13 protein-coding genes and 1 pseudogene are annotated in these 11,775 nt (G+C 59.5%); 10 read left to right on the top strand and 4 right to left on the bottom strand.

The window, feature by feature from the left end; all coding sequences use genetic code 11:
• The first annotated feature begins 1 nt into the window (after position 1).
• From CWS72_RS09200 to CWS72_RS09185, 4 genes are all read left to right on the top strand, one after another.
• Positions 2-1,417 carry a glutamate synthase subunit beta gene (locus tag CWS72_RS09200; protein WP_101250310.1) on the top strand — a complete coding sequence of 472 codons (1,416 nt, stop codon included), beginning with the start codon at positions 2-4 and terminating at the stop codon, positions 1,415-1,417.
• Positions 1,418-1,486: 69 nt separating this feature from the next.
• Positions 1,487-2,092 (top strand): chemotaxis protein CheD, encoded by a 606-nt coding sequence (locus tag CWS72_RS09195; protein ID WP_101250309.1) that lies wholly within the window; start codon positions 1,487-1,489, stop codon positions 2,090-2,092.
• A gap of 145 nt (positions 2,093-2,237) precedes the next feature.
• Complete coding sequence (locus tag CWS72_RS09190) at positions 2,238-3,074, top strand: division plane positioning ATPase MipZ (RefSeq protein WP_101250308.1); 837 nt, start codon at positions 2,238-2,240, stop codon at positions 3,072-3,074.
• Between the two features lie 118 nt (positions 3,075-3,192).
• Positions 3,193-4,938 (top strand): hypothetical protein, encoded by a 1,746-nt coding sequence (locus CWS72_RS09185; RefSeq protein WP_146002689.1) that lies wholly within the window; start codon positions 3,193-3,195, stop codon positions 4,936-4,938.
• 9 nt (positions 4,939-4,947) lie between these two features.
• Here the strand turns inward: CWS72_RS09185 and CWS72_RS09180 are convergent, their stop codons facing one another.
• The 3 genes and pseudogenes from CWS72_RS09180 to CWS72_RS28755 form a co-directional block, all read right to left on the bottom strand.
• Positions 4,948-5,688 carry a sulfite exporter TauE/SafE family protein gene (locus CWS72_RS09180; RefSeq protein ID WP_101250306.1) on the bottom strand — a complete coding sequence of 247 codons (741 nt, stop codon included), beginning with the start codon at positions 5,686-5,688 and terminating at the stop codon, positions 4,948-4,950.
• A 786-nt stretch (positions 5,689-6,474) separates the two neighbouring features.
• On the bottom strand, positions 6,475-7,302 hold the full coding sequence (locus CWS72_RS28760; RefSeq protein ID WP_420824056.1) for a methyl-accepting chemotaxis protein: 828 nt from the start codon (positions 7,300-7,302) through the stop codon (positions 6,475-6,477).
• A gap of 117 nt (positions 7,303-7,419) precedes the next feature.
• Positions 7,420-8,022 (bottom strand): annotated as a pseudogene (locus CWS72_RS28755) (cache domain-containing protein); the annotation flags it as partial.
• Between the two features lie 390 nt (positions 8,023-8,412).
• Between CWS72_RS28755 and arfB the strand changes: the two are divergent.
• From arfB to CWS72_RS09150, 6 genes are all read left to right on the top strand, one after another.
• Positions 8,413-8,832 carry an alternative ribosome rescue aminoacyl-tRNA hydrolase ArfB gene (arfB, locus tag CWS72_RS09170; protein WP_101250304.1) on the top strand — a complete coding sequence of 140 codons (420 nt, stop codon included), beginning with the start codon at positions 8,413-8,415 and terminating at the stop codon, positions 8,830-8,832.
• Between the two features lie 68 nt (positions 8,833-8,900).
• Positions 8,901-9,536, top strand: coding sequence for a PAQR family membrane homeostasis protein TrhA (trhA, locus tag CWS72_RS09165; RefSeq protein ID WP_101250303.1), 636 nt, complete (start codon positions 8,901-8,903; stop codon positions 9,534-9,536).
• Between the two features lie 76 nt (positions 9,537-9,612).
• A complete protein-coding gene (locus CWS72_RS09160) occupies positions 9,613-10,338 on the top strand; it encodes a glutamine amidotransferase (protein ID WP_101250302.1) in 726 nt (241 codons plus the stop codon).
• Positions 10,339-10,464: 126 nt separating this feature from the next.
• Positions 10,465-10,620: a hypothetical protein gene (locus tag CWS72_RS27750; protein WP_158240571.1), complete on the top strand. Its 156-nt coding sequence runs from the start codon at positions 10,465-10,467 to the stop codon at positions 10,618-10,620.
• A gap of 162 nt (positions 10,621-10,782) precedes the next feature.
• On the top strand, positions 10,783-11,064 hold the full coding sequence (locus tag CWS72_RS09155) for a type II toxin-antitoxin system RelE/ParE family toxin (protein ID WP_101250301.1): 282 nt from the start codon (positions 10,783-10,785) through the stop codon (positions 11,062-11,064).
• Positions 11,039-11,356, top strand: a complete 318-nt coding sequence (locus CWS72_RS09150) for a HigA family addiction module antitoxin (protein WP_101250300.1) — start codon at positions 11,039-11,041, stop codon at positions 11,354-11,356. Before CWS72_RS09155 ends, CWS72_RS09150 begins: the two co-directional genes overlap by 26 nt.
• Positions 11,357-11,559: 203 nt before the next feature.
• Here CWS72_RS09150 and CWS72_RS28200 read toward each other — a convergent pair.
• Positions 11,560-11,775: hypothetical protein (locus CWS72_RS28200; protein ID WP_206747698.1), on the bottom strand; the 216-nt coding region annotated here is incomplete at its 5' end.

Below are 11,775 nucleotides of genomic sequence, written 5' to 3'. Positions count from 1 at the left end.
GATGGGAAAGCCCACGGGATTCAAGGAAATCGAGCGCCGCGATCACGGGACGCTGCCGGTGGCGGAACGGTTGCGGAGTTACCACGAGTTCACCCTTCCGCTGGATGCGTCAGCCCTGACCAATCAGGGTGCGCGCTGCATGGATTGCGGTATCCCCTTCTGCCACAACGGTTGTCCGGTCAATAACATCATCCCCGACTGGAATGATCTTGTTTACCGGAACCGCTGGCGGGACGCGCTGGAGGTTCTGCATTCCACCAACAACTTCCCGGAAATGACGGGGCGAGTCTGTCCTGCCCCCTGCGAGGCGGCCTGCACTCTGAACATCGTTGACTCGCCGGTCTCCATCAAGGATATCGAGCATGGAATCGTCGAGCGGGGATGGGCCGAAGGCTGGATCGTTTCCGAGACGCCGAAAACCAGTACGGGCAAGAAGGTCGCCGTGATCGGCGCCGGACCCTCCGGCCTGGCCGCCGCCCAGCAACTGGCCCGGGCAGGGCATGCCGTCACCGTCTTCGAGAAGAATGCCAAGGTTGGCGGATTGATGCGCTATGGTATTCCCGATTTCAAGCTCGACAAGTCGACGATCGATCGCAGGGTCGCCCAGATGGAGGGCGAGGGTGTGGTCTTCAAGACCAATGTGCATGTCGGCGTGAACTTTCCTGCCGATGAACTGTTGTCCTCCTTCGACGCCGTCGTGCTGACCGGGGGATCGGAGAAGCCTCGGGACCTGTCGATTCCCGGTCGGGATTTGTCGGGTGTGCATTTCGCCATGGAATTTCTTGGCCAGTCCAATCGCCGTGTCTCGGGCGAAGGTTGGCAGGAATCGGAAATCGTCGCCACCGGCAAGCATGTCGTGGTGATCGGAGGCGGCGACACCGGTTCGGACTGCGTCGGCACGTCGAATCGGCAGGGGGCGGCGTCGGTGACTCAGCTTGAAATCCTCGCTAAACCACCGGAACGGGAGAACAAGGCGCTGACATGGCCGAATTGGCCTTACAAATTGCGCACCTCGACCTCACATGAAGAAGGATGTGAACGGCGCTGGGGCGTCACCGCCCAGCGTTTCGAGGGTGAAAACGGCAAGCTCACGCAGTTGCGCGGAATCGGTGTCGATGGCAAACTCCAACCTGTGGGTGGTTCCGAGTTCGTGTTAAGGGCTGATTTGGTTCTGTTGGCCATGGGCTTCGTTCACCCCGTGCATGACGGCTTACTGGAGCAGTTGGGCGTCGGGCGGGATCAGCGGGGCAATGTCAAAGCCGACACGCAGTCCTATCGCACCTCGCTCGACAAGGTGTTCGCTGCGGGCGATATGCGTCGAGGCCAGTCCCTGGTGGTCTGGGCTATCCGCGAGGGCCGACAGGCGGCGCGGGCGGTGGACGAGTTCCTTATGGGCAGGAGCGATTTGCCGAGATGACAGGGATCCTGGCCGGCGTCCAGGTCCTCAAGCGGTTTCAGGACGCCGGCCGGGTAAAAAAGGATAGGTATGACAAGGATCAAATCCCATTCGCCGCCGAGGAAAGTTTTGCGGGGGGATTCGGCGTATCAGCCCGAAGGGAAAAGACGGTCTTGGCCTGAGGATCTCAGCGACGGACCGTCTCATTATTTCAGCCAGAAATTTCAAAAAAATGCGGTAAAGCTGGCGCCATGCCAGCTTTACATCACCAACATTCTCGATGAGATGCTGGAGACGGTGCTGGGCAGTTGCGTTGCCGCCTGCATTCGCGATCCCCTGGCCGGCATCGCCGGCATCAATCATTTCATGCTGCCTTCCACGCCCGCGCCGCGGTCGGACGATTTGATGACCATGCTCCGCTATGGAAACCATTCCATGGATCTTCTGATTGAAGGATTGTTACGCCGGGGGGCTCGGCGGGAGCGGCTGGAAATCAAGATTTTCGGCGGTGCCAACGTGATGCCCGGTCCGGTGGTGGGAGAGGCGAATGCCGACTGGGTCCTGCAATATCTGCAGGAACGGAACCTGCCCATCGCCGCCCAGCATCTGGGCGGGAATCTTCCTCGGTCCCTGCATTATTTTCCCGCGACCGGTCTGGTTCTGATGCAGCAACTGGATTCGAAGGGCGAACAATAGTCCAGCCGGGGTTTTGTTTTCATAAAGCTCAAGGAAACGCTCCTGGCCTCTTGCGCAAGTCTTTCCAAGCGGAGATGATTACCCGGCACCTCTTTGAGGTGAACGCCGATGATATGACCATCGGCAAAGACAGGATGGCTCCGACGTGAAGGCGGGTGGCGCGAAGGTTGTCGTGGTCGGCAACGAGAAGGGCGGGTCGGGCAAGACGACGATCGCCGTGCATCTGGCCATCGGTTTGTCGCGTCTTGGCATTCCCGTCGGTTCCGTCGATCTCGATTCCCATCAGCAATCCCTGACCCGCTATCTGAGCAATCGTCGTATGTGGTGCGAGGAGCATTCGGTCCATTTGGACATGCCCGAGCATCGGTTGATCGAGCCGTCATCGCAAGATAGCCGCAGCGCCGCGCGCCGGCATGACCTGCAAATGCTCAACGACGTTCTGGCGGCTTTGGCGGAAACCTGCCGCGTCGTCATCGTCGATTGTCCGGCCGGTGACGGGTTCCTGTCGCGGGCGGCCCATGAAAGGGCCGACGTCTTGGTCACCCCCTTAAATGACAGTTTCGTCGATCTGGATCCGTTGTTGCAGTTCCGTCCGGGAAGCTTCGAGCCTCTCGCCCTGGGGGGCTATGCCCGGATGCTGTGGGAAGTCCGCGAGGAACGGTTAAACGCCGGGCGAGTCGCGTTCGACTGGATCGTCTTGCGTAATCGTCTGTCGGGGCTGGCCGACCAGAATAAGAAAGACATGACCCGCGTTTTGGAGAAGATCGCCCCGATCATGGGGTTCCATCTTGCCGAGGGACTGGGCGAGCGCATCATTTTCCGTCGGTTGTTTCATCAGGGTCTCACTTTGTTCGACAGCGACGAACCGAAGACTTCCATCATCGCCAATCACTCTCTGCAGGCGGCCCGAAACGAACTTGCCGATTTGATCGACGTGGTGTGCAAGGTCATGGATATTAAGGATGATGTGATTGTCGCATGAGCATCCCCGGCGTTTGAGCCGGCCCCCGGCGGGCTGATCGGAGCCGTTTTGAATCTAGGCATGGAGGAGACATATGGTGGTGGGTTTCGGGGCGGGGGGCACTCTTACGGAATCGGAGATGAAAGCGGTTCTGGCCGATTCCCAGTCCACTTTGCAAAGCGCCTTTGCCCCGATCGAACGGATTTTCCAGCAGGTTGGTGAAGAGTTGAGCGCCGCGGTGTCGTCGTTGCAACGCATCACCGAAACCTGTGGCGATCTTTCCCAGCGCATGGCCGAGGAGGCTCTGGCGGCGTCGACGGCCCGCCTCGACGCCGCCGCCGCCCAGGTTTCCAAGCTGGCGGACAGCGCCAATTCCGGGCAGGCCTCGCTGGTGTCTTTGGTGAGTTTGACCGGGGGTATCGAGGAGCGGATCCTGAGATTGAGCCGTACGATCGGCGAGGTGCAGATTCTCGGTATCAACGCCAAGATCGAAGCGGCCCACGTTACCGCGCGCGATGTCGATTTCAGCGTATTCACCCGCGAGATCGGCCGTCTGGCCGAATTGGCCGCCGACGGCTTGGGTAAATTGAGCGTCGAATTGGTCTCGCTCGGCCGCTTGATCGACAAGGCCCGCGCCGACCAGGAGGATTTCGAGCGGGAGAACCAGCAGTCCCTCACGGCCATCGGGCATCGCCTGGAAGCCAATTTGCAAAAGGTGATGGAACGGCAGCAGGCGGCCCTGGCCGCATCGGCGGGGCTTGCCGCCCATTCCGAGCGGATCTCCGGTCGCGTCGCCAAGGTGGTGGCGGATTTGCAGATCGCCGATATTACCCGACAGAGGGTGGAACATGTGATCCACGGTCTGGATGTGGTGAACGGTCTGTTCGAGTCGGGGAGCGTCGCCGCGCAGGAAGCGTTGGACGACGAGCACCGGTTACCCATCGTTGCGACGATCTGCCGGTTGGAAGCGGCGCAGTTGCAGAATGCCGAGGGCGACTTTTCCCGAGAAATCGGTCAGATCATCAACAATCTTAAGGGGCTGGCGGGAGACGCCGAAATGGTTCGCCAGCAAGGGGCTGCCGTCTGCGGTTCTGCGGAGGGCACATCCTTCCTGGCCGAACTCGGCCGTGATCTCGATCAGGCGAAAACCCTGCTGCAAAGATATGCCGAGGCGCATGCCGCGATCGAGGGGGTGACCAGGTCGGTGTCGAGCGGCGTATCGGAAATGGTGAAATATCTGGCCGCCGTTCATTCGATCGAGGCGGATATGCGCGTCATGGGGCTGAACGCGACGCTCAAATGCGGCCGTCTCGGCACCGAGGGGCGCGCCCTGAGCGTCATTGCGCAAGAATTGCGGGTTTTTGCCAATCGCACCGCCGACGATGGCGCCGTCATCATGCAGGGCTTGGAAAAATTGATCGCCGAGGCCGAAAGCCTGAACCGTGGCGGGCAGGACGGCGAGAGCGTCAATATCTCGCATCTCATCGAAGAAATGACCGATTCCGTCCATTCGCTTGAGCTTGCCAACGACGATCTGGCGCGTCCGATGGCCTCCCTTGAGCGGGACAGCCATTTGATCGGCCGTGCCTTGGACGAAACCGTGGCGCGGATAACCGAACACCCGGAATGTGTCGAAGGCTTGCGCGAGGTGGTGCGGCATCTCCAGCGGATGGCCGCGGTGGTGCCGCAGGGCGGCTTCGATGATCTGGGCCAGATCAAGGATCGGGTGCTCGCTCTGATGAAAGGCCGCTATACCATGGCCAGCGAGCACGAAATCCATTCCCTGTTCGATCAGCTCGATGGATCCGGGTCAATCGAAATCCCGGCCGCCAAGGCCGACAAGGCTCCGTCGCCGCCGACGGATATCGACGATTTCCTGTTCTGAATAAGACCGTCAGGCCCGGGCGAAGAAAAGCGCGGTCATGACCAGACCGATCATGATGATCACCGCGCGGACATGGTCGGGGTTCATTTTGCGGGCGATATGGGCGCCGGCATAGCCGCCGGCGACGGCGGAAACCAGCATGACCAGGGCGGGTGTCCAGGCGACCTGTCCGGCGGCCACGAAACAAACCACGGCGACGGCGTTCAGCAGGCCGGCGAGCAGGGTTTTCAGGGCGTTCATCGCATTGATGTCGGTCAGGCCGAACAGGCCGAACAGGGCCAGCATCATGATCCCCATGGCGCCGCCGAAATAGCCGCCGTAAAGCGCGATGAGGAACTGCAGGCCGCAAAGCGCCGCCGGGCCGATGTGCAGACGGCTGCGCAGCCAGGGCGTCAGCCGCTTGCCACCGGCGAAAAGAAGGGTGGCGGCCAATAGCAGCCAGGGCACCAGGGCGTTGAACGTATGTTCCGGCGTGAAGATCAGCAGCAGGGCGCCGCAGATGCCTCCGGCCAGGCTGACCAGCAGAATTGTTCGCGTGCGCAGCCCCTCCAGTCGGGGGAAATCCTTGCGATAGGCCCAGGCGCTGGCCAGGGCGCCGGGAAAGACGGCGACGGTGCTGGTCGCATTGGCCATGACGGAGGGAACGCCGGCGAAAACCAATGCCGGAAAGGTGAGAAATGTGCCGCCTCCGGCGACTGAATTCATCAGTCCGGCGCCGAATGCGGCAGCGATGAGAAGAATAAACGTCATAGGATCCGATCCAGCAGCTCGTTTGCAGGGAAATTATGGGGCGGCGGTCAATTGGGCAAGAGGTCTTTCCCCTCCGGTGGGGGGCTATGGCATTCACACATCTTTTTTTTGATGGAGAAAAATCTGTCGTTCGCGAGCCAAAGATGAAGCAATCCTACGAGTGGCACCGGCGTCCCTGCCCATAGGCGCTAGCATAAGAAAAATATCCCCTCGCCCACGAAGTGGGAGAGGGAGGGGCCCGCGAAGCGGGAGGGTGAGGGAACTTACGCGCGGGAGCGCGGAAAAAGCGTGCAGAAACGAACAGGTCTTTATGTCGCGCGGACGCGCGTACCCCTCACCCGCTCGCTTACGCTCGCCCCTCTCTCCCGCGGACAAGCGGGAGAGAGGGGGGCGCATCCCGCATCTTGCTGGATCCGTGGCGCCATTATCGGGAACACAGATGAACAAGATGAACACAGATGGGCACAGATAAAGAAAAAGCTCATCTGTGCTTATCTGTGTTCATCCCGTTCATCTGTGTTTCTCTGGAAAGGCGTTGGGAGACAGTGTTCTCCCTCTGGTTTTCGCTTCGGATCTTGCCCGCCCTCCCGCTGACGCGGGCGTCGCCCTCTCCCGCTTTCACGCGGGAGAGGGCTTAAGCTAGCGCCTATGGGCAGGGACGCCGGTGCCGCTGTTTTATCCAGGGCTGGCAATGCACTGATAAGACGACAAAATGTGAATCCGCAAGGTTGGGGGGCGCCGGGCGTGAGGGGCCGACCGCCGGAGGGCGGAAACGTCGATTATGTTTCACCCATTTCGAACCTGGGCGATGAATGTATCGACTTCGCTGTCCAGGCTGGTTACCTGTTCTCCCATCTCCCGGGAGGCGGTGAAGACGCCTTGTGAGGTTTTACCGACTTCGGAAGACGCTTCGACCAGATGTGACAAGTGGGATGTCACCAGCCTTGTGCCCTCGGCCGCTTGTTGGACGTTTCGGGAGATTTCGGCGGTCGCCGCGTGTTGCTCTTCCACCGCGGCACTGATGCCGGCGGCGATTTCGTTGATATTGCTGATTGTCCCGGCGATGGCTTCGATGGCTTTGACGGCCTGGCCGGTGGCCTGCTGCACCTCGGCGATCTGTGTGGAGATTTCCTCGGTGGCATGGGCCGTCTGATTGGCCAGGGCCTTCACCTCGCCGGCGACCACCGCGAAGCCCTTCCCCATTTCTCCGGCCCGCGCGGCCTCGATGGTGGCGTTCAAGGCCAAGAGATTGGTCTGACTGGCGATGCCGTTGATCAACTGAATCACTTCTCCGATCCGATTGGTGATTTCCGCCAGGCTTTGCACCAGGCCGGTCGCCCGTTCCGCCTCGGTAACAGCGTTCGCCGAAATGCTGCTGGATTGATGAACCTGCCGGCTGATTTCCTGGATCGACGCCGATAATTCCTCGGCCGCCGACGCCACGGTCTGGACGTTGGCCGAGGCCTGCTCCGCCGCGGCCGCGACGGACGAGGTTTCCTCGGAGGTCTCGCCGGCCAGGCTGGAAAGCCGGTTCGATGCCGAGTGCAGGCGTTCCGCGCCTGAGGAAATCACGACCGCGACCCGCTTCACGGTATTTTCGAATTGGTCGGCCATATGGTCGAGGACACTTCGTCGTTCCTCCGCCGCGCGCGCTTCCGTCTGTTTGGCGGTGGTTTCCATTTCCTTGGCATACAAGGTGTTTTTCTTCAGGATCATCACCGCTTCGGCCATTTTCCCGACCTCGTCACGGCGATCCCGATGGGGGATTTCCGCCTGCAAATTCCCATGGGCGAGCTCCAGAAGAGCGCCTTGCACTTTATTGAGGGCGGCAAAAGACCGCCTGGCCATCCAGACGGTCGCGCCGCCCAGGAGCAGCGTCAGGCCGATGGAGTAGGCGATGATCTGATTGGTCAGATGGCCGACGAAGGAGAAAAATTCCGCTTCCGGGACGCCGACGAAGATTATTCCGACGACCGTTCCGGATTTATCGGCGATGGGCTCGTACAACACCAGATAGTGCTTCCCGAGAATATCGGCTTCGCCCTGATATCGTTCATGTCGGACCAGCACCGCGTCATAGATGGGCCCCTGGGCCAGACGCGTTCCGACGGCGCGTTCGCCATTGGCCGCCGTAACGTTGGTGGCGATACGCAGATCGTTCATGAAAATCGTGGTGGCGCCGCCGACAAGATCGTGAATTTTGTCAATTAATTGGTTGTTTTCATTGATGACAGTGTCTCCTGCCATAAGTTTGTTGTCGATAATCGAAAATGATGTATTATTTTTTAGAAGTAAATTTTTTGCAACGTTCAGATTTACTACCTGTCTATCCATTACCTGCTGTTTCATTGCACCATTTATTTCTATTACAGAAATAGAAATTAGCGCGATACAAAGGACGGAAAGGCTCAGAAAAGTCTGAATGCTAATTTTTGTCGCGATTCCGATTTCTTTGATAACGTTCATAATAGGCCTCATCCGTTCGATACACGCACGGCGCGATTATTGTTATTAATTATCGACTTGATAAGTGTTATTTATCAAATATAAAGATATCATGAATAGATTTGTGCAGCATCAGATAAGTGATTTTTTAGATTGATTTCCAAGTAAAGGCGGAACCGTGACAACACGATCGAACCGCTTGTCCTCGTGGTGGTCCATGACACAAGCTCGCCTTGCCGGCCAGGTGACGTTTCCCTCCTGATCGGATAGGCTGGCGCCATGATTCACGTAACGCGCTCGATCGTCCTCGATGAGGATGACATCGAAATCAGCTTCATTCGGGCCTCGGGGCCGGGCGGTCAGAACGTCAATAAGGTCTCGACGGCGGCTCAATTGCGCTTCGACCTCGCCAAGGCGCCTTGTCTGACGGGAGAGGTGCGTGAAAGGCTGGAGCGGTTGGCCGGGCGCCGTCTGACGTCGGAGGGGGTGATCGTCATCACGGCCAACCGTCATCGGACGCAGGAACGAAATCGTGCTGATGCGATCGAACGCCTGCTCGATCTGGTCAGGGAGGCCGCCGTTTTGCCGGTGAAACGCCGACCGACCCGTCCCACCCTCGGCTCGAAGCGGCGCAGGCTTGAGGCCAAGGGACGGCGGGCCACCGTCAAAAATCTGCGGGGCTCGGTTCCCTCGGATTAAGCGCACCCTTCCATTGCCAGCCGCGCGCGACAAAGTATAGTGCAGAAAGTCGGAACGGAGGTGACGACATGAGCGGACGGCATGAGCTTGTGGCGGACGTGGCCGTGCAGGGCGCCGGGTTGGCGGCCAGCGTCGTCGGAGTGGGAGTCCTGGCCTATCTCACCATCATCTGGGCGGATGACATGGCGATGGCGGCGGCGTTGACCTATGGCACGACCCTGATCGCCATGTTCTTCTGCTCGCTGCTCAATGCCACCGTTCGCCATCCTCTGGTGCGGTTGATCGATCATTCGGCGATCTATCTGCTGATCGCGGGAACCTATACGCCTTTCTGCCTGATGGTCATCGGCGGCGATCGGGGGCTTACGCTGCTGATCGGCGTGTGGACGGCCGCGGTTCTCGGCGTGGTCATCCGGGTCCTCTCGCACCGGCGGATGAAAAGTGCGGTGATCACACTCTATGTTCTCATGGGATGGTGCGGTCTGATCCATATCGACCTCATCTTGCAGAGGCTCCATGCCGGTTCCCTGGTGCTTTTGGCCGTGGGAGGGGTTCTTTATACCCTTGGCGCGCCGTTGCACCGCTGGTCGGGGTTGCGCTATCACAGCGCCATTTGGCATGGTTGCGTTTTGGCGGCGGCCGCTTGCCATTATTCCGCGATCGTGTTGATTCTATCGGCCTTTCACGGACTGTCGGCGGCTTGACGCCGGGGGTCAAACCTTTCCACCAGATCAGGCATGGGTCATCCCAACTGAAAGTTACCACGGGGAATCGAAATCGATGAAAACGGCGATCGCCATCCGTCATGTGCAGTTCGAGGACTTGGGGCTGTTGGGGCCTATTCTTTGGCGAGCCGGCTACCAGGTCGCTTATCGCGACGCCGGCATCGATCCCCTGGATCTGCACGATCTCGCCGCCACCGATCTTCTGGTGGTGCTGGGCGGCCCCCTGGGCGCCTATGACGACCAGGCCTATCCTTTCCTGGCCGATGAGATCGCCGCCGTTTATCACCGTCTCGAACGGGACCGGCCGACGCTTGGGATTTGCCTGGGGGCGCAGATCATCGCCCGCGCGCTTGGCAAGCGTGTCTATCCCAGCGGCACCAAGGAGCTTGGCTGGGCGCCGGTGGAATTGACCGATATCGGCAGGGCTTCCGTTCTTGCTCCCCTGGACGGCCTTCCCGTCCTGCATTGGCATGGCGACACCTTCGATCTTCCCGACGAGATCCAGCATTTGGCCCGGACGAAGGCGGTCCCCAATCAGGCTTTCGCCTTGGGAGACTTCGGCCTGGCGCTGCAATTCCATCTGGAGGCCGATCCTTTGCAGTTGGAGCGCTGGTACATCGGCCATGCCGCCGAGATCTCGGCCACCCCGGGTATCGACGTGCCGGCCCTGCGGGCCCAGGCGGCGCAATATGCCCAGGCTCTGGTGCCGGTGGCCGAGCGGATCTTCACGGACTGGGTAAACGGCTTGCCCCCCGCCCGGGTGCCGTCGACTCCGTCTTGAATAACACCGGTTTTGGGGCGTGTGGACAATTTGGCAATCGGCCGGATGCTCTTCGTCCTCTTGATGGTTCCGGTGCGCTCCGGCTTTTGATGAACCACCAAGGCACCAAGGCGTTTTCTGAACGTCATGCGACGGATGATTCCATACTTGCGCCGCAGGCATTTCATCGGTCATCCGATGGATAGCCGATCACTGGACGGAAAAATGCCTGCGGCGCATTCCATCACCTTGGCGGTGATGAAAGCCCTTGGCATCGACCTGACAGCCAAACCCGCTGGCTGAGATATTACCCAAGCCCTCGGTCCATCTTGCGCCCATTCATGCCATTCCGGGACGTGATTGCTGCGCTCGATAGCCGCCGTTGGTCGCTCCAAAAAACGACACTGTTGGCCAGAGGTGGATGTAACGCGTTGCGTTATATAACGCCCTGCGTTACGATGGTGCATGATTTCGGATTTTCGCTGCAAAGAAACTGAACTGATCTGGCGCGGCATATTTAGCCGGAAGCTGCCGCAGGACATTCAGAAAACGGCGCTGCGAAAATTGCGGATGCTAAACAACGCAAGAGTGCTGAACGATCTCAAGGTTCCCCCGAACAATCATCTTGAGGCGTTGAAGGATGACCGCGCCGGCCAGCACAGCATCCGGATTAATGGGCAGTGGCGAATATGCTTCGTTTGGGCGGAAGGAGGCCCAGCACATGTCGAAATTGTCGATTACCACTGACGACATTCCCAATCCGACACCTGGAGAAATGTTGTTGGCCGACTTCATCGAGCCGATGGGGTTGAGCCAAAACGGGTTGGCGCGCGCGATCGGTGTGCCGCCGCGGCGCATCAACGAAATCGTGCTGGGGAAACGGTCGATAACGGCGGACACTGATCTTCGTCTGGCCCGCTATTTCGGCTTATCTGAAGGTTTTTGGCTCGGTGTGCAGGCGGATTACGATTTAATGGAGCGTCGACGCCAGATCGGCAATGAGTTGGCAGGCATCGCTCCGCATAAAGACGCGGCATAAGGGATCTATGAAAAGCGGGATCTGTCGAGATTCCGCATCGTGCCCATTCAAGCCGTTCCGTGAGTCAGTGCGGATTTCCGAAATCAGACGTTACGCGGAATGGCTGCGCCGGCAGTGATGCGCCCTGAGCCGCCACTTGCATCTAGCCTTGCCCCTCCCCAAAAAGGATGTCGCTGTGAAAGTGACTCTGCCGGTTTCCCGCCTTACAGCGCCTTGCTCGCCCTTGACGGTCGAAAGGCGGAAATTTGGCGCCGGTTCGCCGACCTTGGGCGCATCGGCGAGCGAGCGTAGGGCGGAAAAGCGGAGCGCATTCCGCCAATATTTGTGGCACGGAAATGGACCTTTTCACCGGCGTTCTCCGGGTAGCCGCGGTTCAGGGCCGCCGCCGAGCCAAGTCTCGGGATAAAGCCCTTTTGCGA

Source organism: Telmatospirillum siberiense, assembly GCF_002845745.1.
Classification (GTDB): Bacteria; Pseudomonadota; Alphaproteobacteria; order Rhodospirillales; family Magnetospirillaceae; genus Telmatospirillum; species Telmatospirillum siberiense.
Note: the sequence above shows the minus strand (reverse complement) of the source record. Positions and strands in the feature narration are given on the sequence as shown.

Excerpts from the sequence above, each read along its gene's own strand:
- CWS72_RS27750 (WP_158240571.1), top strand. The coding sequence starts at position 10,465 with ATGCGACGGATGATTCCATACTTGCGCCGCAGGCATTTCATCGGTCAT.
- CWS72_RS09185 (WP_146002689.1), top strand. The coding sequence starts at position 3,193 with ATGAAAGCGGTTCTGGCCGATTCCCAGTCCACTTTGCAAAGCGCCTTT.
- CWS72_RS09180 (WP_101250306.1), bottom strand. The coding sequence starts at position 5,688 with ATGACGTTTATTCTTCTCATCGCTGCCGCATTCGGCGCCGGACTGATG.
- arfB (WP_101250304.1), top strand. The coding sequence starts at position 8,413 with ATGATTCACGTAACGCGCTCGATCGTCCTCGATGAGGATGACATCGAA.
- CWS72_RS09200 (WP_101250310.1), top strand. The coding sequence starts at position 2 with ATGGGAAAGCCCACGGGATTCAAGGAAATCGAGCGCCGCGATCACGGG.
- CWS72_RS09155 (WP_101250301.1), top strand. The coding sequence starts at position 10,783 with ATGATTTCGGATTTTCGCTGCAAAGAAACTGAACTGATCTGGCGCGGC.
- CWS72_RS09150 (WP_101250300.1), top strand. The coding sequence starts at position 11,039 with ATGTCGAAATTGTCGATTACCACTGACGACATTCCCAATCCGACACCT.
- trhA (WP_101250303.1), top strand. The coding sequence starts at position 8,901 with ATGAGCGGACGGCATGAGCTTGTGGCGGACGTGGCCGTGCAGGGCGCC.
- CWS72_RS09160 (WP_101250302.1), top strand. The coding sequence starts at position 9,613 with ATGAAAACGGCGATCGCCATCCGTCATGTGCAGTTCGAGGACTTGGGG.
- CWS72_RS28760 (WP_420824056.1), bottom strand. The coding sequence starts at position 7,302 with ATGGCCGACCAATTCGAAAATACCGTGAAGCGGGTCGCGGTCGTGATT.
- CWS72_RS09195 (WP_101250309.1), top strand. The coding sequence starts at position 1,487 with ATGACAAGGATCAAATCCCATTCGCCGCCGAGGAAAGTTTTGCGGGGG.